Raw genomic sequence first — 19,025 nt, forward strand, 5'->3', positions numbered from 1 at the left:
GAGGATTGTTCATTTTATGAGAATTGGACTTTTTACAGATACTTATACACCGGATATTAATGGGGTCGTATCTAGTATTGTAACATTACAAAAAGAATTGGAAAAAGATGGACATGAGGTCTTTGTAATTACTAATCACAAAGCTTCTCATACAAAAAGAGAAGGAAATATTCTGCGTCTTCCTGGATTAGAACTAAAATGGTTATATGGATATAAATTGTCTACACCTTATCATTTTAGTGCTAGGGATGAAATTGAGAAGATGCATTTGGATATCATACATGTTCATACAGAATTTGGAGTTGGTATGTTTGGAAGAATTGTTGCGAAATACTTAAATATTCCAGTAGTTACAACATATCATACAATGTATGAAGATTATACTCATTATGTAAATCGTTTTGATATTGAAGAGATTGAAAAAGTTTCTAAAAAAATAGTATCTAGTTTTTCTAAAGTTCTTTCTGATAGTGCACAGGCTGTGATTTCACCAAGTGAAAAAACAAAAGAAACTTTATTAAAATATGGTGTTAAGACACCTATCTATGTTATTCCTACAGGACTTTCTTTTGAAAAATTTAATCATGACACTATAGATAGTAAAGAAGTAGAAAAGATTAAAGAAATGTATGATCTTAAAGAAGAGGACAAAGTTGTTGTGTTTGTGGGAAGAATAGCTCCAGAAAAAAGTATAGATATTCCCATCGAAGGATTTCGTTACATTACTGATTCACATATTAAGCTTATGATTGTTGGAGATGGACCACAATTAGAAGATTTGAAAAAAATGGTAAAGAATTATGGGTTGATGGATAAAGTTATCTTTACTGGTAAAAAATCAAGTGATGAAGTTCCATTATACTATGCTTGCGCAGATTGCTTCGTATCTGCTTCTTTAACAGAAACACAAGGAATGACATATATTGAGGCTTTAGCTTGCGGTCTTCCTGTATTTGCCAGGTGGGATGATGTTTTGGAAAACTTAGTTGTTGAAGGAGAAAGTGGGTTTTTATTTGATGATGCGCAAATGTTTGCGGAAAAACTAACATCTTATTTCTCTTTGCCGAAAGAACAACGGCAAAATTTCCGTCAAAAAGCGATAAGCAAAGTAACGCAGTATGATGCAAAAGTCTTCTGTTCAAAAGTTTTAAGTGTTTATTATCAGGCGATTGATGATTATTCTCAGGCATATGAAGTTGTGAAAATCAAGACGTTTGATGATTGTGTACGTATTTATGTACAAAATGATTCTGAAGATCAGCCGCAGAAGATATTGATCAGTTTTGATGACTATTTTTCTTACAAAATTCGACTTCATACGATGCTTGATAGATTTACAGTTTCTGATTTTAAACAAAAGGAATTGAAATTAGAAGCATATAGAAATGCTGTTCGAAAATTGCGCGTAAAAGATTATACTCGAAAGGAAATGAAATTGTTCTTTCAAAGAAAAAATATCTTAAGTGATCAAATGATTGACGAAGTATTAGATGAATTAGAGGAAAAAGGGTATATCAATGATGAATTGTATATACAAAATAAAATTGAAAAATTACAGTATTCACTTGTTGGAAAAGGCAATATACGACATTCTCTCATTAATAAGGGAATAAATAGTGAAGATGTGGAAGAAGCTTTGAAAGGGTTAGATAATGAAGGGGAGCTTATCAAGGCAAAGAAGATGGCACAAAAATTGATGACTACTATGAAAGATACTTCCCGTAAAATGAAAAAACAAAAAATTATTAATAAATTGATATCGCTTGGGTTTGATGGTGATATTGCCAGACGTTCTGCTGAAGAATTGGATTATGAGCAAGAAGATGAAAGTCCAGCTTTGGAAAAAACGATTCAAAAAGCATTGCGTAGTTATGTAAGAAAGTATCAAGGAAAAGAACTACAGTCGAAAATTATGTTATATTGTATGAGAAAAGGATTTTCACGAAGTGATATACAATGTAAATTAGAAGAAATGGAGTGTTTGGATGAATAAAAGAATTGAAGACTTAGAAGATGGATTTCGTGGGACGATAACGGTCTTGCTTCTACAGGTAAATAAAGGTGTTACAGCAAAAGGAGCACCTTATCTATCTTTACAGTTTCAGGATAAAACTGGACGTATGGATGCGAAATACTGGAATGTTAATGAAGCGTTACTACATGCATTTGCACCAGGTATGATAGTAAATGTGCAGGGAGATGTCCTTTGTCATCAAAAACAATTACAGTTTCGTGTAAATAAAATGGAAGTTGTGGATAAAAATGAGATAGATATTAATGAATTTGTGAAATCAGGTTCAATAAGTAAAGAAGAATTAAAACAGCGTCTATATGAAAGAATCAGCGAGATTAAAAATCAGACAATTTATAAAATTGTTTTAGAAGTAGTCAATGACTATGAAAAAGATTTCTTTGATTATCCTGCTGCAACGAAAAACCATCATGATTTTTCGGGAGGATTGGCTACACATGTAGTTGGAATGCTGGATTTAGCAGATCATTTATGCAAGCAGTATCCGTTGTTAAATAAAGATGTATTATTTGGGGGAGTTATCCTTCATGATTTAGGAAAGCTAATAGAGCTGAGTGGAGCTTTAGTAAGTGAATACACAGTACAGGGAAAACTGCTTGGACATATTAGTATCATGCAGGCAATAGTATATGAAAAAGCAAAAGAACTTCACTTGGAAAAAGAGGAGGAAACAATGCTTTTAAGACATATGATTTTGTCACATCATGGACAGTATGAGTATGGTTCACCTGTACTCCCAATGCTTCCAGAAGCTGAGATGCTCTATTTGATTGATAACATCGATGCCCGCATGAATACTATAGAGAAAGCATTAAGTGGTGTACAGGAAGGTGAATTTACACCAAGAATTTTTGCTTTAGAAAATCGAAGCTTTTATAAACAAAAGATAAAATAAAAGAGGAACATTTGTTTATTCCTCTTATGAAAAAAAGCATTGTGAATTACTTTGAACTTCACAATGCTTTTTAAATTTTCCTTTTTAATTTTCGCTAATTAATTCCAGGTTATCTAGATATTCACTTTCAAATGCAAGTTTCTTTTCAGCATCACTTGTATATTTTTTTACAAGAGCACTTGATTTCATAACTGGCTGTAATGTTCCTGCTCCAGCAACACATCCACCAGGACATGCCATACCTTCTAACAGGTATCCATTACGTTTTCCAGCTTTTGCCATCATTAACATTGTACGACAGTTTTTCAATCCCTCTGCAGAATCAATCAACACTTCCATATCAGGGTGTTTTTCCTGAATGCATTGTTTTACTGCGTTTGCAACACCGCCACTAACGGCAAATCCACGACCATTTGCAGTTCCTTCGTTAAATGGTTCATCAACAGTAGCTTGTGCTAAATCGATACCTTTAGCTTCAAACATACCCATAACTTCTTCAAATGTAAGAACAAAGTCTACATCACTTCTTATACTTTTGCGACTTGCTTCAAGTTTTTTTGCAGCACATGGTCCGATGAAAACAACTTTTGCATCAGGTTTCTGTTTTTTAATTAAACGACCTGTTAAAACCATTGGTGTCAATGCCATAGAAATATATGGTTTGAAATCTGGGAATAATTTTTTAGCCATAACTGACCATGCAGGACAGCATGAAGTTGCCATAAATGGCTGTTCGTTTGGAACTTTGTTTAAGAAGTCTTCTGCTTCTTCAACTGTACATAAATCAGCTCCAATAGCTACTTCAACTACATCTGAGAACCCTAACTCTTTCAATGCACCTTTTACTTTTTCAGGTGTTACTGTTGGACCAAACTGTCCTACAAATGCTGGAGCAATGGCTGCAACAACTTCTTTGCCAGTTTTCATTGCATGAATCGTCTGGAAAATCTGTCCTTTATCAACAATTGCACCAAATGGACAGTTTACTAAACACATACCGCAAGATACACATTTATCATAATCAATTTCTGCACGACCAAATTCATCTGATTTGATTGCATCCATTCCACAGCTTTTTGCACATGGACGTTCAAGTTTGTTAATGGCTCCATAAGGGCATACGTCCATACAGCGGCCACATTTAATACATTTTTCCTGATCTATATAAGATTTTCCATTTACGATACTAACAGCATCTTTAGGACAAACTTCAACACAAGGGTGCGCTAAACATCCCTGGCATGTATCTGTGACAACAATCTGTTTTTCAGGGCATGCATTACATGCAAATTTAATGATGTTAATTAATGGATCATCATAATATTTTTCCGCAATAGCACTTTCTTCAATGCCTTCGCTAACAGGAGCATGTTCATCCATACGACGTAAAGGAAGTCCGATTCCTAAACGAAGACGTTCCCCAACGATAGCTCTTTCTAAGAAAATGCTTTCTCTATATTTCGCATGTTCTCCAGGAAGAATCTTGTAAGGAAGTTGTTCGATTTTAGTTGCGTAATCTCCTCCTTCATACGCAAGACGGGCAATTTCCGTAAATACTTTTCTACGAATATCTGTTACTGAATTGTAGATTCCTCTCATAAACTTGTTCACCTCATATTCATTATACTTGAAATAGTAAAATTTAAAAGAGAAAAATTAAAAAATTCACAAATAAAATTAGGAAAGGTCGCAAAATAAAATATACTTTTGATTAATTCTTTCTATACCATATATTTGCCTATCAAAAAATACATTATAAACATATAGTAAAGTGAGATGTAGTTATCTCACATAGACAAGGAGGAAACAAATATGTTTGATGAAAGATGGAATGATGGAAAAAATTATGGAAGATGCTGTGATGGTTTTAATGATGAAAGATGGAATAGGGGATGTGGCTGCAGTCAATATGATGGATGGAATAGAAGATGTGGATGCCAGCATATCTCAGTTCGTTCATGCAATCACTGCCAATATCGTGATTTTGATCGCTGCGGCTACAGGGGAAATCGCTGTTATGTCGATGGAAGACGTGATTGCAGAGACAATCGCTTTGAGGATAACGGGGATTTCTGTAATAACTGCAATGACTACTAACTATGAGAACTTTCTCATAGTTTACATACAAACCATTTGCGTTATTTCTATTTTAAGATATAATAGGTTGCATTAAGAGGTGAAAGAGTTATGATTAAGCATATTATATGGGATTGGAATGGAACGTTATTAGATGATTTAGATGTTAGTATGGAAGCATTAAATTATGTGTTGGAAAAAGAAAATCTTCCTTTGGTGCTAGATAAAGAAGAGTATCGGAAATATTTTCAATTTCCTGTTATTGAATATTATAAAAAAGTGGGCTTTGATTTTAATAAGACTCCTTTTTCAGTTCTGGCAAAACAATATATGGATTATTACCAGCCAAACTCTTTGTCTTGTTCTCTTCATAAAAATGTAGAAGAAACGTTGCAGAAAGTAAGATCTAAAGATGTTTCACAGTATTTATTAAGCGCAAGCAATTTGGATTTTTTACATGAGCAGCTTGCAGAATATGATATAAAAAAATATTTCTTAGATATCAAGGGACTGGATAATATACATGCACACTCAAAAGCAGAGCTGGCGAAATGTTTTGTGGAGGAAAGCGGATTTAACCCTGATGAAGTATTGTTTGTAGGAGATAGTGTTCATGATAGTGAAGTTGCGAAATATGCAAACTGTCATTGTGTCTTGATTGCAAATGGACATGAACATAAAAGTAAATTATTGAATACAGATTCCTATGTTGTGGATAATATGAAACAGTTTTATGATTTTATTGTTGAAAATATAAAATAAAACAACTAGATTTATATAATCTAGCTGTTCCAGAATGAAAGCAGCGAAAGGTATGCTTTCTGCGGCTCATTTATAATTTGATAATGTTGAAGATGATTTGGAAATAATCGCTTGTATGGTGGGGTAGTAAAACGTTCATCAATAAAAACAATAACACCTTTATCATGGACGCTGCGTATGACACGACCAGCTGCCTGTAATATTTTATTCATTCCCGGAAACTGGTATGCATAAGCATAACCCATCTTTTTTTCTTTTTGAAAATGTTCTTTTAATAATTCTTGCTGAGGATTGATTTGAGGGAGTCCAACACCTATTAAAATGGTTCCTATTAATAAATCACCTTTTAAGTCAATACCTTCTGAAAACATGCCGCCAAGTACACAGAAATATACATGTAGTTTCTGAGTGCTGGAAAACTGATTTAAAAACATCTTCTTTTCGTCCTCTGATAAATTTTCTTTTTGAATAGTAGTTTGGATGTCAGGGTATTCGTTTGTGAAAGCATCATGAATTTGTTCCATATACGCATAACTTGGACAAAAAACGATATAATTGCCTTTTTTTGATAAAATAACAGCATGTAAATAGGATATAAGGGAAGGAAGAGATAAACTTCGATTCTTATATTTTGTAGAAATAGCGTTGTTTATAAGAATCATCGATTGCTCTTTATGGAAAGGAGAGGGCAATGATAACCGATTTGTTTCATCTTCTCCTCCTAGTAAATCTAAATAATAATCAATAGGGGATAATGTAGCAGAGAATAAGACAGAGGTTCTTCCTTTCTCCATAATGGATTTTAAAGGAGTTCTAGGATTCATACAAAACTGTTTGATAGTTACATCTTTATTCTCTTTATGTATCCAGGTTACAAAGTTTTCATCATAGTAATCCGAAATACGTAAATAATTGACTGCATTAAAATAGATTACTTTAATATCTTCATCATATGTATCATCATGTTCACTTTGTAAATATCCATCACAGTGTTCAATAAAATGATCTATCTTTTCTAATATAGAAAGCTGTGGTTCATTGGAAGCATAAAATTCGTTATCTTCACATAGAGAAGATAACTTTTTAAAATCTGCAAGAACAGACTTGATAGAAGAATGCAGCTGTTTTTCTTCTTTTGGAATATATTTTGATAGCTGCTGGAAAGAACTTTTTGATAGAACAGCACTATACATTTCTCTAGCTCGATCAACAAGGTTATGCGCTTCATCTACAAGAAATATGTAATTTCCTTTTTCCATAAAGAAACGTTTTAAATATACTCTAGGGTCAAATACATAATTATAATCACAAACAATAAGATCTGCATATAAAGAAGCATCTAGACTTAATTCAAAAGGGCAGATAGAATGTTTTTTCGCATACTGAGATAAAATTTCTTTATCCATAAGATCTTCATTGGATAAAAGTTCATATAAAGCATCTTTATTGCGACTGTAATATCTTTTTGCATATGGACAAATATGTGGATCGCAATTTCTTTCTTCTAAAAAACAAATTTTATCTTTTGCAGTAATACCTACACTTTTGAAAGGAAGTTTTTGTTCATATAAAAGATTTAAGGTATTGTATACAACACTGGATGTGATATTTTTTGCGCATAAATAAAAGATTTTTTCCGCCTTGCCTTCTCCAATAGCTTTTAGTGATGGAAAAAGAGTAGAAATCGTTTTTCCGATTCCTGTAGGAGCTTGGGCAAATAAAGAACGTTTATCTAAGATAGTTTTATAAACACCACTGGCAAATTCTCTTTGTCCACTTCGATAATTTTCAAATGGAAATACAAGTGATTTCAAAGACAGAGCACTATTCATGCGAATCTTTTGTGTAAGTTTTGCCCAGCGAAGATAAAGGGATAAAGTTTGTGTGTAAAAGGAAAGAAGTTCTTCTTTTGTTTTGACCTGTCGAAATGTTTTGGTTTGTTTTGTTTCAATTTGGTAATAAGTTAGCTGTACAAGGATATTGTCTAACCCATTTTGCTGTACATATATGTGGGCATAACAATATGCCTGTGCAAAGTGCAGGAAATTGGAATCATCGATTTCATCATAAGGAATAGCAGTTGTTTTGATTTCTTCAAGAATAATGTTATCTTCTTCTTTGAAGATCCCATCTGCACGTCCGTCTATAATGAAATTGATGGTATCGAGTTCTGTTTCTAATTTTAAATAAACTTCACTTTGGTAGTTTCCTTTTCCTTGCGATTGTAGCAAACGATGGATTCTGCTGCCTAGATTTGCACGTTCTATTGAGGCTGGAGTATAAGAAAGATCCCCACTTTTATAAAGAAATTCAACAAGCTCTCTTACAGATAAACGACATTCCAAAAAAATCACTCCACTTTCGTATAGTTTATTGTATACATTTTTTAAGAAATTTACAATGTAGAATGCTTGATTGTCATGTATAATACTTATGTAAAAAAACTGGAGGTTTATAATGAAAGAATTTGTAATTCAAAAAGATGATGCCAATCAACGAGTGGATAAGTTTATCATGAAAACAATGAAGACGATGCCTAAGAGTCTTATGTATAAATATATTAGAAATAAAAAAATAAAAGTTAATCGCAAGCGCTGTGAGATTTCACAAAGATTGCAGGAAGGGGATACCGTACAGTGTTTTATAGCAGAGGAGTTTTTTGAAAATAAGAAAGAATTGAAGTTTCTTAAGGTTCCTTCGAAAGTAAACTGCTTGTATGAAGATAATAATATTATATTATTGTGTAAGCCATCAGGGCTGTTGGTGCATAGTGATACAAAAGAATTGCAGGATAATTTAGCGGATCGTTATTTACATTATTTATATGAAAAAAAAGAATATGATCCAGAAATTTCACAAAGCTTTACACCTGCTTTATGTCATCGTATAGATAGAAATACAGAAGGGATTGTTATCGCTGCAAAAAATGCAGAAGCATTGCGAGAGATGAATAACTGTATCAAGGAAAGAAAAGTTGATAAGTATTATTTATGTATTGTCGAAGGCAAGATGGAAACAAATAAAAGCATCATAGAAGTTTGGCATAAAAAGTTTGAAGATAATCATGTAGAAATTAGCAAGGATAAAAAAGATGGATATCAAAAAGTAGTAACAGGGTATAAGGTATTAAGTGAGAAAAATGGTTTCAGTCTTTTAGAAGTAGAACTTATTACAGGGAAAAGCCATCAAATTCGAGCAGTTATGTCTTTTTTAGGGCATCCTTTATATGGAGATATCAAGTATGGTGCTAAAAGAAATGGAAGACAAGATTATCAGGCACTTTGCGCTTATAAAGTGAATTTTCATACAGAAAATAATTCAATATTATCGTATTTAGATGGGAAAGAATTTATGCTGCAGGATACAGGTGTTGAAAAAATATATAAAAATCTATAAGTGTATTTAAAAGCTGGCAATGTCTCGTTTTTAACAAAAAAAGTAAAATAAGGGTTGCATAAAGTGAAGGAATCTGATATTATATTAGGGCACTGATGAAAAGAGTGTTAGATGTGCGCCCATAGCTCAACTGGATAGAGCGTTTGACTACGGATCAAAAGGTTGTGGGTTCGATTCCTGCTGGGCGCGCCATTTATTTTAAACGGGACGTAGCACAGCTTGGTAGTGCACTTGATTTGGGATCAAGGGGTCGCAGGTTCAAATCCTGTCGTCCCGACCATTAAAATTGGCTGGGTAGCTTAGTTGGCTAGAGCATCCGGTTCATACCCGGAAGGTCGCGAGTTCGAGTCTCGCCCCCGCCACCAATTAGCTAAAAGGACCCTTAGCTCAGTTGGTCAGAGCATCCGGCTCATAACCGGTGGGTCGTAGGTTCGAGTCCTACAGGGTCCACCAAAAAAGTAAAAAGATGGAGGAATACCCAAGTGGTTGAAGGGTCCGGTCTTGAAAACCGGTAGGTCGGGAAACTGGCGCCTGGGTTCGAATCCCAGTTCCTCCGCCATCGAATTAAATATCGCGGGGTAGAGCAGCCTGGTAGCTCGTCGGGCTCATAACCCGGAGGTCGTTGGTTCAAATCCTTCCCCCGCAACCAAATGGTCCCGTAGCTCAGTCGGTAGAGCAAAGGACTGAAAATCCTTGTGTCGTTGGTTCGATTCCGACCGGGACCACCATTTGGAAAATAGCGTTTCAGCTGATGAATAAAGGCTGAAACGTTTTTTTTGTATATGATGTATCTTGTGTAAATTTTACGTATTGTTGTTTCTTCGTTTCTATTGAAATAGTGGCTTTGTAAAATTACGTGTGGTAAAACTAACAAAGGACAATAAAATAACTTGTGGGCATCAGTACCCCAAAGATGTTTATTGAAAACAAGATGTAAAGGATGAGAGAGCTGATCAGCTCTCTCGTTTTTAATATCAGAATGGAAGAATATTTTTGTTTTTTTCTTTTTCCAAAAGAAGTTTCAATCGTAGATTTTCTACTTCCAGCTCCAGCATCATAAGGCGCTGCTTTTTAATGTAAAGTTCTCTTTTGAGCCATCTTTCTTTACGTTGGTAATAAATTTTATTGTTCATTTTCATTTTCTCCTTCCTTAGGGTATAAGTGATAAGTGGTATCTTTATTCAGTACATAAAGCACTCTGTTTCGGAATCGTTTCCAATTGGTATATCCATTGGAATTGTGCTTGATACATTTGATCGTCCTGTTTCTGTTTTCTATGATCCCGCTGTTTATCTTTCTTCCATGTTCATTCGTGACGATAAAAGAATTTATTATTTCAGTCTTCCATCTGGTCATCGTATTCGCAAAGGATGATATTTCAGGTACTTTACAATCCCTGAAAGCACTGATCAGTTCATTGATATCTTTTCTTGCATTATCAAGATCACTGTTCTTATAGAAATATATCATCCTGTCTTTCAGATTCATGGCTTCTTCAAGTTCAGGGTTATACAAACACATATAATGCAGGATATCGTTATAGTTATAGTATCCCTGAAGTACTTTATTATATTTCTTTTCTCTATTTGGATCTGTATATGCAGGATCGTTTGTGAAGAGAAGCCAGTTGAATTTTTTATAAAGGTAATACTGTTTACGCATTCTTTCAGCTTTTTCTATCGAAGCTGCATCTGCATTTTTCAGATCCATGAGCTTATAGTTCTTTAACTGATTCATCGTACGCAGACGCACCTTGTCTACTCTTCTGTTCAGTTCCTGGATGAGATGGAATTTATCCGCAGCTATGGCGGCATTGGGGAACATCATCTTTGCGACGATCCTGTAGGTTTCCCATAAATCAATAGATACGGCCTTTACAGCACATCTTTCTTCTCGGGGAATGAAAGAAAAGTAATTGATGAGTTCGGACTTTTTCCTGCCTGGAAGAAGATCGATGACATTTTGGGAGTTGAAATCCAGAAGGACACATACATAGGAACTGTTTTCAGATTTGAAACTGTAGACTTCGTCGATATTCAGATATTCAGGAAGTTTTCTTCTGGATATCTGGACATGCCTGTCAAAGATGGACATGGCAGAAGTAGAGGATATATGATTTCTCTGTGCAACGCTTTTAAATGTATCGGCAGGGTTTTTCAGATCTCGAAGGACATTATATACGGTCAATAAAGAGATCTTCATTCCCTTGAAAGTAAAAGGATTGTCCTCATAGAAAGTCTTATTACATGCAGGGCAGATATAGCGTCTGGCCTGGTAATCGATATAGCAGGCTTCCGTATTCAGCATGGAATGTGTTATGCGTTTATGTACATAGCTTTTTACCTTGGAAGTGGGAAAGCCGCAGACAGGACATGAAGTAGTCTTTGGGGTAAGCTTGATCCTTACATGAACACCATCATCCTGATGATTTACCTGGAAAGAATCTATCTGTTCTTTCTGGAGATGAAAGAGATGAAGGATATAGTCGTCACTGATGGACGCAGAAGTAGTATCGTTTTTCATAAAAATCAAAAGAAAACATCAAGAACTGAAAATACAATGGATGTTTTCATCAACCTCCAGTCTATAATGATCATTACAGTGTCATTATGAAGGCAAAATGGAAGGCAGGAAAGGAATCCTATGTGGGAATGAAAAGAAAGCCGCGCAACTGAGCAAAATTTCTATGAAATCTATGAATATGAAAGACGAAAAAATCAGTAATTGAAGGGAAATAGGAAATATTCAGTAAAAAGGAATGATATCGATGAAAGATGGAGTAAAAGTAAACTGGATCAAGAAAAAGGTTAGAATGATCTTTATCAGTATCGTGATCGAGAATGATTTCTATTACATCAGAAGCCAGGAGTCTGGTGTAAGGAATTAAAGAAACAGGAAGGATGGCGTGAGTCTTGTGACAGTGAGGACAAATAATCCTGCATATCTTTAAGGTAATAATACCATTATGTGTAAGTAAAGATCTTTTATAATAAGCATGAAAATGAAATCCAAGATGAGAACAGCATGGACATGTGATGGAAGAAAGTTCGATCTTAGAAATATAGTCGTCATAAGATTTTTGAGATATGTACTTGAGAGAAAAGTTATTAAATGTTATCATAAAGATGCCTACTTTGGGTAAGTAAGAACCTAGGTCGCTAAACTTTGTGGTTCTTACTTTTTTTATATATTGATTTAAAGATATGATAACATAAATGATGATCGAAATAATGAGGAAATATCAGAAAAGGTACCCCAAAGATGATGAGAGCATGAAAAAAGCTGCAGTCACTAAGACCACAGCATAAAGTGTTGTCCTTTCAAACACCACGTAATTTTAGATTACCGAAATAGTTTTATGAATTTACCTATATATCTATTCTATATGAAATATAAGAGGATATAGATTAAGAGGTTGTATACTTTAATAAAATAATCTTGAAATAGACGTTTAGATAAGTCTGGATGATGTTTTGTTAAAGGTTTTTATTGAAAACGTACAAAAAACATTTTAATTGTTATGATAGAAATTGATATGATATAGCTAGTGTTTTATGTGGTTCTAATCATTATATACTTATTCTTAAGTACATACTAAATAAAAATGTTTATATTGTATTTTTAGATAAATTATATCTTAATTATGATATATATAAATATCATAAAAAATTAAACGATTTGTAGAAGAAATGATATTTTTAACAAAAAAAGTAAAATAAGGGTTGCATAAAGTGAAGGAATCTGATATTATATTAGGGCACTGATGAAAAGAGTGTTAGATGTGCGCCCATAGCTCAACTGGATAGAGCGTTTGACTACGGATCAAAAGGTTGTGGGTTCGATTCCTGCTGGGCGCGCCATTTATTTTAAACGGGACGTAGCACAGCTTGGTAGTGCACTTGATTTGGGATCAAGGGGTCGCAGGTTCAAATCCTGTCGTCCCGACCATTAAAATTGGCTGGGTAGCTTAGTTGGCTAGAGCATCCGGTTCATACCCGGAAGGTCGCGAGTTCGAGTCTCGCCCCCGCCACCAATTAGCTAAAAGGACCCTTAGCTCAGTTGGTCAGAGCATCCGGCTCATAACCGGTGGGTCGTAGGTTCGAGTCCTACAGGGTCCACCAAAAAAGTAAAAAGATGGAGGAATACCCAAGTGGTTGAAGGGTCCGGTCTTGAAAACCGGTAGGTCGGGAAACTGGCGCCTGGGTTCGAATCCCAGTTCCTCCGCCATCGAATTAAATATCGCGGGGTAGAGCAGCCTGGTAGCTCGTCGGGCTCATAACCCGGAGGTCGTTGGTTCAAATCCTTCCCCCGCAACCAAATGGTCCCGTAGCTCAGTCGGTAGAGCAAAGGACTGAAAATCCTTGTGTCGTTGGTTCGATTCCGACCGGGACCACCATTTGGAAAATAGCGTTTCAGCTGATGAATAAAGGCTGAAACGTTTTTTTTGTATATATGATTTCATTTGTAAAATTGGTGTGAACAAGTGTGAATAAGTGCAAATAGAAGTAGTCAAATCGTAGTCAAAAAAAAACACCTTAATCTGATCTGGTCCCTGTCAAGTGGACACACTAAATAAGTAAAATTTATTACCCAATTGGCATCATGCTGATTGGGTTTTGTTTTTGAGTGACTCCTTATATTTTGCGATTCTTGGATTAAATGCGATTGGATAATGTTTTGGTTTTTCATTATTGATAGCTTCTATTCTTACTTCCATTGGTGCTTTTGAATCAAATCTCGTTTGATAACGTTGATGATTATAGAAATCGATGTATTTGCTAATTGCTTCCACCAAGCTCTCTTTATTATGGATATCATATATCTTATACATTTCTGTTTTAATGATTCCCCATAGACCTTCTGTTGGACCATTATCCAGACAACACGCTACTCTTGACATGGACTGCGTCATTCCTTGTTCCTTCAGCTTGTGCTGGAATACCGGGCTTGTATATTGAAAACCCCGATCTGAATGAAATAGCGGGTGAGCATCTGGATTTAGCTTGATTGCTTGATTGAAGGTGTCTAACACAAGTGCATTATCATTTCGATTACTAATAGACCATGCGATAATAGAACGATCATACAGATCGAAAAATGCACTAAGATATAGTTTTTCTTGCGAATGTGGGACTTTGAACTCCGTTACATCGGTTGTCCATTTTTCATTTGGTCCAGATGCTTCAAATTCTCGGTGGAGTATATTCTCAGCTTTTTGATTCAGCTTGTTTGAAACCGTACAACAGGTTCTTTTTCCTCTGATTGCAGAATGAATCCCAAGAATCCTCATTATTCTACGAACACGTTTCGTATTATAGTGCTTATTATATTTACGATTGATGAAGATACGCATTCTGCGATAACCTAAAATCCCACCATATTTCTGATGATATTCCATGATGATTTCTGCTAGTTTCATATCTTCCTGTTCATTGGCTGTAATAGAGCGATTCAGCCATTTATAATAGGCTGAACGTTTAACACCTAATCGTTTGCACATCCAGCTGATACTATATTTCTTTGCTTCATGAAGTTCTCTGATAGCTAAGTATTTCGCTTCGTTTTTCGTTTTGGAGAATACCGCCTCCTTTCGATTTCCTGTACTTTTTTTAAGAGCTCATTCTCCATTTCCATTTCCTTAAGCTGATGCTCAAGAAGTTTTACCTTACGTTGCAGTTTCTCTGTTTCGCTTAGCTGTTCTTCAGTCTTGTGCTGTCCGCGACGATCGATAAGACCTTCCTCTCCAGCTGATAGATATTTTCTAACCCATTGATATATCTGCGTGTATGAAATATCAAATAGTTCAGCTGTCTCCTTATAATTCTTGTTGTGTTCCAAACAGTAATTTACGATTTTAATACGTTCTTCTTTTGCTGTTTTTCTGCTGCGATCTTTCATATAAACCTCCGGCTTAGGATCATAATCCTTAAGTTCTTCAAGGTTATTATACTTCTTAATCCAGCTTCTGACAGTACTGTATGAAGGAATTTCATATTTGATGGCAATATCTACGAGAGAACCTTCTCCTGCAAAATATGCTTGAACTACCTGTTGTTTGAACTCTTTAGTATATTTTGCATTATGTGTTTTATGGTTGAAACATCTAGGTCCCAATGACTGATACATCTTTATCCATGTACTTATTGTCTTCTTATCGATATTAAAATCATTGACAAGCTCTCTTACACTTTTCTCTCTGTTTAAATATTGTTCACAAATATATACTTTTTCTTTTGTTGATAACTTTGGCTTTCTTCCCATAGAAAAATCCCACCTCCATAGATACACGTTTGTTTATTTCGTGTGTCTACTTTAGTGGGATCATATCAATACATGATGTTTTTCACTTTGTATTAAGGTGTTTTTAGTTTTTATTCTAATATAGTTAAGCGTTTATTTATGTTGCAAGTATAGAAGAAATAAACTCATAATCAATGCAAAAGATGTTTCTAATAACGTGGAAACACCTCCATTTAAAATATATAAAAGTAATTCTAAAAAAATAAACACAAAATAAAATTTTAGATAACTTATGTTTATGTTAAAGGTATGTAACGTTTGATAACATAAAAAATGCAAGAATACTAGTATGTATATAACAGTAGCAAACATTGCAAGTCTTACATGCCATTTTGACAATAAAGGGAATTGAAAAGGTTTGTATGGGAGTAAAATACATACCACCATCAATATAGTACTAATATATAAGAATATTTTCCCCCATTTATTTGGATAATTATATGACTGCATTAGTTCTTTTGTATGAATTAAAAAGAATGTTGCTATGGATAATGACCATATAAATAAGTATAGCGGATGTTGAAATTTATTTCCTAAGCCAGACATATTTTCTGACAATGGCGGTATTAAAGTATAAACATATAGATTTAAGAAAATTATAGCACCTATATGTAACATTTCCAGAAGTGAAAGCTTTGAATAACGCATGATATCTCCTTTCGTAACGTGAATGATTATAGCATGAAAATTATGTGTAATTATGTGAAAATAATTTTTTTTTGTATTTTCTATTTTCCTGTACGTATAAAGTTATGTAGAAAGTTGAGGAGACATTATGATTGATAAGATAAAGAAAATAGAATTTAGAGAAGATGGATTTATAGAGGTTCATTTAAAGCGAATAAAAGATTTTGATGATTACCTTTATCAGCAAATTTTAAATGACGTCAACTGTCTACCTTGTATTCGTGATCCAAAGTATCGCTCTCGGTTATATTTTGATTCAAAAGGTTATGTTTCTTTAAAATCTTATTTAGGGGAACATGAGTTCACGCAGGAAGAGTTGCTTGATTTTCTCATTATTCTATTTGAACGATTTGTTAAAAACCGAATTACAAAACCAGCTATTACTTCTTTAGAATATGTTTATCTTTCTTCTGATACAAATGATTTCTGTTTTCTTGTTTTTCCTGTTGCTCATGAATATTGGAATCAAGAAAAAGAAATATATACATTATTTCTGCAAGAGTTGCTGAAAGAATTGCACGCAAAAGATTCTTATGAAGTATTTGGTTGTTTATTATGCTTTATGAAAGAAAAAGAAAGTTCTTTTCCAGTTTTAATATCTCGTTTACAGCAGATTAAAAACAAGCATAAGAAAAAAATAAAGTGGTATCAGAAATTTAAACATAGAGAAGAAACAAAGTTTCAAATTCGAGATATACCAAGAGCGCTTAGGTATCCAACGAATTTACAAGAAAGTCTTGTAGCAGAAAAAGAACAAACTTATATTGCATCATCTAACAGAAAGGAAAAAAACAATGAAACGATTGTCTTATTTCAGCCTCTTGATACAGAGGAATGTTATTTTGAAGATCAAGATAGTGGTGAAAAATATATTATTAAAGGTACAAATCTATCAATAGGCAGAAATCCAGATAATGAGATGTCGATAGATGATAAAAGTGTTTCTTCTTATCATGCGGTATACGATTCTAAAAAGAAAAGCATAAAAGATCTTCATTCTTTAAATGGAACTTACTGTAATGGAGAAAGAATTATTGAAAAGCAACTACAGGATAATGATGTTTTAACATTTGGAAACAGCACTTATGTTTTTCATGATAAGAGAAAGGGGTAGGTTATGAAAGAAATGCTTCTACATGGTCGTTATGAACAAAGAGAAGTAATAGGTAGAGGAGGGAGTTCAAGTGTTTATCGTGTTTGGGATCATTTATTAAATAAAGAGTGGGCAATGAAGGTTGTGGAAAAGAATGCACATCAGGTAATAAGAAATGCATTTAAAAAAGAGATATATGTATTAACAAAGCTTGCGTATAAAGGCATTCCATCGATTATAGATACATTTGAGGATGATACCAAGATGTATGCGGTTATGGAAATTGTTAAAGGGCAGTCAATGGATATCTATGTTAAAGAAAAAAAGATAGTACACATTCATCGATGTATGCATAACGTATTAGAAATCTTACAATATTTACATAAGCAATCAATTTTATATCTAGATTTAAAGCCACAGAATCTTATGGTTGATGAGCAAGGTAACGTTTGGCTGATTGATTTTGGAAGCTGCTGTTTCTATTTTGAACGACAAAATGTAATGACAGGAACTCCCAGGATTTGCTCCTAAAGAAATTATGGAGGAAGGTATTGCAGATTATACTAGTGATATTTATAGTTTTGGAAAAACATTTCAAACGCTTTTATCTTATACATCTGCTGAATCAAAAGAATATTCCATCTTTTTAAAAGTTTTAAACAAATGCTGTGCCGAAAAAAAAGAAGCAAGATATAAAAGTATCGAAGAAGTAAGTGAAGCATTAGACTTAAAAAAAAGCAATAGAAAAAAAAGAATACTCTATATCCTTGTTATTTTCAGTATCTGTATTTTTCTATCTTTTGCATTATTTAAGCATATAAAGAAAAAGAACGAAGCCAATTATATGAAATTTATGCAAAATACAAACTATCAGGAAGCTGTAAAAATATTTCCTGATAGAGAAGTAACGTATATAGAGGCATTTGATTTTTTTAGTAATAGTCAAAAAGATGCACTAAGTGAATTGGAACATTTAATTCAAATAAGTGATACAAAAAATATAGAAATCTATAAATTTCTCTTTTACAAATATTTAGAAAAGGATGAGATGCACTATTATCGAAAGGCGAAGCAGATTTTAATTAATCAATTAAAAGAGTGTAAAGAATATGTTCATTATGTAAGTGTTGTATCTATGCTTGCTTATCCATATCCACTTACAAAACAGGATACACAGAAAAGCATACAGGATTTAAAACAAATAGAAACAGATATTAATAATTTCGCAGATAAAAGATTACTGCAAGATCAATTATTATGGCTTTATCAAGTATATTACGCAAAAGAGGAAGTATTTCAGGAAGAAGCCTTTATACAGGAATTGCAAATAATTGAAAAGCTTAAAAATACACTATATGATAAAGGTTTAACAAAAACAGATATATTACAAATGAAAGCAGAAAGTCTTTATAGACAAGGACTATATTATCAACGTCAGGAGAATATACAAGATATGAAAAAAGCTTTCTATGAAACGTTAAAGATAGAAGATTCTTTAAGAAATGATGTTATTTTTAGAATAAAAGCTTCTATGTATTACATTTTGACAGGATATGAAAGTGATAAAAGTATTGATTATTTGAAACAATCTATTCGTTACCTAAGGCAAATAAAGCAGCTGACAAGACAAGATGAGATACTGGAAAAAGAAGTAAAAGAAAAGTTAGAGATATGGGGGATAACGTATGTGGGAAATAATTGAGGTTATAAGTTTATCGTGTGGGATGGTTTTAGGGAGTATAGGCATGATCTTCTTATATAAAGAAACAAAATTATATAAGTAA

14 protein-coding genes, 14 tRNA genes and 1 pseudogene are annotated in these 19,025 nt (G+C 33.7%); 22 read left to right on the top strand and 7 right to left on the bottom strand.

All coding sequences use genetic code 11. The annotated features are described in order from the left end of the window. Window positions 1-16: 16 nt before the first annotated feature. On the top strand, window positions 17-1,993 hold the full coding sequence (locus tag A9CBEGH2_RS01575) for a glycosyltransferase (RefSeq protein WP_115714504.1): 1,977 nt from the start codon (window positions 17-19) through the stop codon (window positions 1,991-1,993). Continuing rightward, window positions 1,986-2,927, top strand: a complete 942-nt coding sequence (locus A9CBEGH2_RS01580) for a 3'-5' exoribonuclease YhaM family protein (protein ID WP_115714505.1) — start codon at window positions 1,986-1,988, stop codon at window positions 2,925-2,927. Before A9CBEGH2_RS01575 ends, A9CBEGH2_RS01580 begins: the two co-directional genes overlap by 8 nt. A gap of 84 nt (window positions 2,928-3,011) precedes the next feature. Here the strand turns inward: A9CBEGH2_RS01580 and A9CBEGH2_RS01585 are convergent, their stop codons facing one another. Continuing rightward, window positions 3,012-4,526 carry a 4Fe-4S dicluster domain-containing protein gene (locus A9CBEGH2_RS01585; protein ID WP_115714506.1) on the bottom strand — a complete coding sequence of 505 codons (1,515 nt, stop codon included), beginning with the start codon at window positions 4,524-4,526 and terminating at the stop codon, window positions 3,012-3,014. Window positions 4,527-4,739: 213 nt separating this feature from the next. On the opposite strand from A9CBEGH2_RS01585, the gene A9CBEGH2_RS01590 reads away from it, so the two are divergent. Both A9CBEGH2_RS01590 and A9CBEGH2_RS01595 read left to right on the top strand, forming a co-directional pair. Further along, window positions 4,740-5,024: a hypothetical protein gene (locus A9CBEGH2_RS01590; RefSeq protein ID WP_147360173.1), complete on the top strand. Its 285-nt coding sequence runs from the start codon at window positions 4,740-4,742 to the stop codon at window positions 5,022-5,024. Between the two features lie 90 nt (window positions 5,025-5,114). Beyond that, window positions 5,115-5,765, top strand: a complete 651-nt coding sequence (locus tag A9CBEGH2_RS01595) for an HAD family hydrolase (RefSeq protein WP_118361809.1) — start codon at window positions 5,115-5,117, stop codon at window positions 5,763-5,765. A gap of 20 nt (window positions 5,766-5,785) precedes the next feature. Here A9CBEGH2_RS01595 and A9CBEGH2_RS01600 read toward each other — a convergent pair whose 3' ends face one another. Continuing rightward, on the bottom strand, window positions 5,786-8,119 hold the full coding sequence (locus A9CBEGH2_RS01600) for an ATP-dependent DNA helicase (protein ID WP_232057298.1): 2,334 nt from the start codon (window positions 8,117-8,119) through the stop codon (window positions 5,786-5,788). A gap of 103 nt (window positions 8,120-8,222) precedes the next feature. Here A9CBEGH2_RS01600 and A9CBEGH2_RS01605 point away from each other — a divergent pair, with 103 nt between their 5' ends. The 8 genes from A9CBEGH2_RS01605 (at window position 8,223) to A9CBEGH2_RS01640 (ending at window position 9,889) form a co-directional block, all read left to right on the top strand. Further along, complete coding sequence (locus tag A9CBEGH2_RS01605) at window positions 8,223-9,161, top strand: RluA family pseudouridine synthase (RefSeq protein ID WP_118361805.1); 939 nt, start codon at window positions 8,223-8,225, stop codon at window positions 9,159-9,161. A gap of 115 nt (window positions 9,162-9,276) precedes the next feature. Beyond that, window positions 9,277-9,353 (top strand) — tRNA-Arg (locus tag A9CBEGH2_RS01610). 11 nt (window positions 9,354-9,364) lie between these two features. Next, window positions 9,365-9,441, top strand: a tRNA-Pro gene (locus tag A9CBEGH2_RS01615). Between the two features lie 8 nt (window positions 9,442-9,449). Next, window positions 9,450-9,526 (top strand) — tRNA-Met (locus tag A9CBEGH2_RS01620). A gap of 11 nt (window positions 9,527-9,537) precedes the next feature. Further along, window positions 9,538-9,614, top strand: a tRNA-Ile gene (locus A9CBEGH2_RS01625). Window positions 9,615-9,629: 15 nt separating this feature from the next. After that, a tRNA-Ser gene (locus A9CBEGH2_RS01630) sits at window positions 9,630-9,720 on the top strand. A 13-nt stretch (window positions 9,721-9,733) separates the two neighbouring features. Then, window positions 9,734-9,810, top strand: a tRNA-Met gene (locus A9CBEGH2_RS01635). A 3-nt stretch (window positions 9,811-9,813) separates the two neighbouring features. After that, window positions 9,814-9,889 (top strand) — tRNA-Phe (locus A9CBEGH2_RS01640). A 246-nt stretch (window positions 9,890-10,135) separates the two neighbouring features. On the opposite strand, the gene A9CBEGH2_RS01645 is transcribed toward A9CBEGH2_RS01640, so the two are convergent. The 3 genes from A9CBEGH2_RS01645 to A9CBEGH2_RS12655 form a co-directional block, all read right to left on the bottom strand. After that, window positions 10,136-10,294: a hypothetical protein gene (locus tag A9CBEGH2_RS01645; protein WP_157964912.1), complete on the bottom strand. Its 159-nt coding sequence runs from the start codon at window positions 10,292-10,294 to the stop codon at window positions 10,136-10,138. After that, window positions 10,284-11,684 (bottom strand): ISL3 family transposase, encoded by a 1,401-nt coding sequence (locus tag A9CBEGH2_RS01650; RefSeq protein WP_174766936.1) that lies wholly within the window; start codon window positions 11,682-11,684, stop codon window positions 10,284-10,286. Before A9CBEGH2_RS01650 ends, A9CBEGH2_RS01645 begins: the two co-directional genes overlap by 11 nt. A 118-nt stretch (window positions 11,685-11,802) precedes the next feature. Continuing rightward, window positions 11,803-12,282: a DUF6431 domain-containing protein gene (locus A9CBEGH2_RS12655; RefSeq protein WP_353511641.1), complete on the bottom strand. Its 480-nt coding sequence runs from the start codon at window positions 12,280-12,282 to the stop codon at window positions 11,803-11,805. A 662-nt stretch (window positions 12,283-12,944) separates the two neighbouring features. Between A9CBEGH2_RS12655 and A9CBEGH2_RS01655 the strand changes: the two genes are divergently transcribed. From A9CBEGH2_RS01655 to A9CBEGH2_RS01685, 7 genes are all read left to right on the top strand, one after another. Continuing rightward, window positions 12,945-13,021, top strand: a tRNA-Arg gene (locus A9CBEGH2_RS01655). A gap of 11 nt (window positions 13,022-13,032) precedes the next feature. Beyond that, window positions 13,033-13,109, top strand: a tRNA-Pro gene (locus tag A9CBEGH2_RS01660). An 8-nt stretch (window positions 13,110-13,117) separates the two neighbouring features. Continuing rightward, window positions 13,118-13,194: transfer RNA gene (locus A9CBEGH2_RS01665), tRNA-Met, on the top strand. Between the two features lie 11 nt (window positions 13,195-13,205). Further along, window positions 13,206-13,282 (top strand) — tRNA-Ile (locus A9CBEGH2_RS01670). 15 nt (window positions 13,283-13,297) lie between these two features. Next, window positions 13,298-13,388 (top strand) — tRNA-Ser (locus tag A9CBEGH2_RS01675). Window positions 13,389-13,401: 13 nt separating this feature from the next. Then, a tRNA-Met gene (locus tag A9CBEGH2_RS01680) sits at window positions 13,402-13,478 on the top strand. Between the two features lie 3 nt (window positions 13,479-13,481). Then, a tRNA-Phe gene (locus A9CBEGH2_RS01685) sits at window positions 13,482-13,557 on the top strand. 204 nt (window positions 13,558-13,761) lie between these two features. On the opposite strand, the pseudogene A9CBEGH2_RS01690 reads toward A9CBEGH2_RS01685, so the two are convergent. Beyond that, a pseudogene (locus A9CBEGH2_RS01690) lies at window positions 13,762-14,712 on the bottom strand (IS3 family transposase); the annotation flags it as partial. Beyond that, window positions 14,706-15,422 (bottom strand): helix-turn-helix domain-containing protein, encoded by a 717-nt coding sequence (locus A9CBEGH2_RS01695; protein ID WP_115714512.1) that lies wholly within the window; start codon window positions 15,420-15,422, stop codon window positions 14,706-14,708. The pseudogene A9CBEGH2_RS01690 and the gene A9CBEGH2_RS01695, both read right to left, overlap by 7 nt. A gap of 814 nt (window positions 15,423-16,236) precedes the next feature. Here A9CBEGH2_RS01695 and A9CBEGH2_RS01700 point away from each other — a divergent pair. The 3 genes from A9CBEGH2_RS01700 to A9CBEGH2_RS01710 are packed head-to-tail and all read left to right on the top strand — an operon-like array spanning window position 16,237 to window position 18,943. Beyond that, the gene (locus tag A9CBEGH2_RS01700) at window positions 16,237-17,262 is read left to right on the top strand and encodes an FHA domain-containing protein (protein ID WP_118361191.1); all 1,026 of its coding nucleotides are present in this window, start codon (window positions 16,237-16,239) and stop codon (window positions 17,260-17,262) included. 3 nt (window positions 17,263-17,265) lie between these two features. Continuing rightward, complete coding sequence (locus tag A9CBEGH2_RS01705) at window positions 17,266-17,772, top strand: protein kinase domain-containing protein (RefSeq protein ID WP_115714515.1); 507 nt, start codon at window positions 17,266-17,268, stop codon at window positions 17,770-17,772. Between the two features lie 7 nt (window positions 17,773-17,779). Continuing rightward, on the top strand, window positions 17,780-18,943 hold the full coding sequence (locus tag A9CBEGH2_RS01710; RefSeq protein ID WP_118277823.1) for a hypothetical protein: 1,164 nt from the start codon (window positions 17,780-17,782) through the stop codon (window positions 18,941-18,943). The last annotated feature ends 82 nt before the right edge of the window (window positions 18,944-19,025 follow it).

This window comes from Amedibacterium intestinale (assembly GCF_010537335.1).
Taxonomy (GTDB): Bacteria; Bacillota_I; Bacilli_A; order Erysipelotrichales; family Erysipelotrichaceae; genus Amedibacterium; species Amedibacterium intestinale.

Excerpts from the sequence above, each read along its gene's own strand:
- A9CBEGH2_RS01710 (WP_118277823.1), top strand. The coding sequence starts at position 17,780 with ATGGAGGAAGGTATTGCAGATTATACTAGTGATATTTATAGTTTTGGA.
- A9CBEGH2_RS12655 (WP_353511641.1), bottom strand. The coding sequence starts at position 12,282 with ATGATAACATTTAATAACTTTTCTCTCAAGTACATATCTCAAAAATCT.
- A9CBEGH2_RS01595 (WP_118361809.1), top strand. The coding sequence starts at position 5,115 with ATGATTAAGCATATTATATGGGATTGGAATGGAACGTTATTAGATGAT.
- A9CBEGH2_RS01705 (WP_115714515.1), top strand. The coding sequence starts at position 17,266 with ATGAAAGAAATGCTTCTACATGGTCGTTATGAACAAAGAGAAGTAATA.
- A9CBEGH2_RS01645 (WP_157964912.1), bottom strand. The coding sequence starts at position 10,294 with ATGAACAATAAAATTTATTACCAACGTAAAGAAAGATGGCTCAAAAGA.
- A9CBEGH2_RS01590 (WP_147360173.1), top strand. The coding sequence starts at position 4,740 with ATGTTTGATGAAAGATGGAATGATGGAAAAAATTATGGAAGATGCTGT.
- A9CBEGH2_RS01700 (WP_118361191.1), top strand. The coding sequence starts at position 16,237 with ATGATTGATAAGATAAAGAAAATAGAATTTAGAGAAGATGGATTTATA.
- A9CBEGH2_RS01575 (WP_115714504.1), top strand. The coding sequence starts at position 17 with ATGAGAATTGGACTTTTTACAGATACTTATACACCGGATATTAATGGG.
- A9CBEGH2_RS01650 (WP_174766936.1), bottom strand. The coding sequence starts at position 11,684 with ATGAAAAACGATACTACTTCTGCGTCCATCAGTGACGACTATATCCTT.
- A9CBEGH2_RS01585 (WP_115714506.1), bottom strand. The coding sequence starts at position 4,526 with ATGAGAGGAATCTACAATTCAGTAACAGATATTCGTAGAAAAGTATTT.
- A9CBEGH2_RS01695 (WP_115714512.1), bottom strand. The coding sequence starts at position 15,422 with ATGGGAAGAAAGCCAAAGTTATCAACAAAAGAAAAAGTATATATTTGT.
- A9CBEGH2_RS01605 (WP_118361805.1), top strand. The coding sequence starts at position 8,223 with ATGAAAGAATTTGTAATTCAAAAAGATGATGCCAATCAACGAGTGGAT.
- A9CBEGH2_RS01580 (WP_115714505.1), top strand. The coding sequence starts at position 1,986 with ATGAATAAAAGAATTGAAGACTTAGAAGATGGATTTCGTGGGACGATA.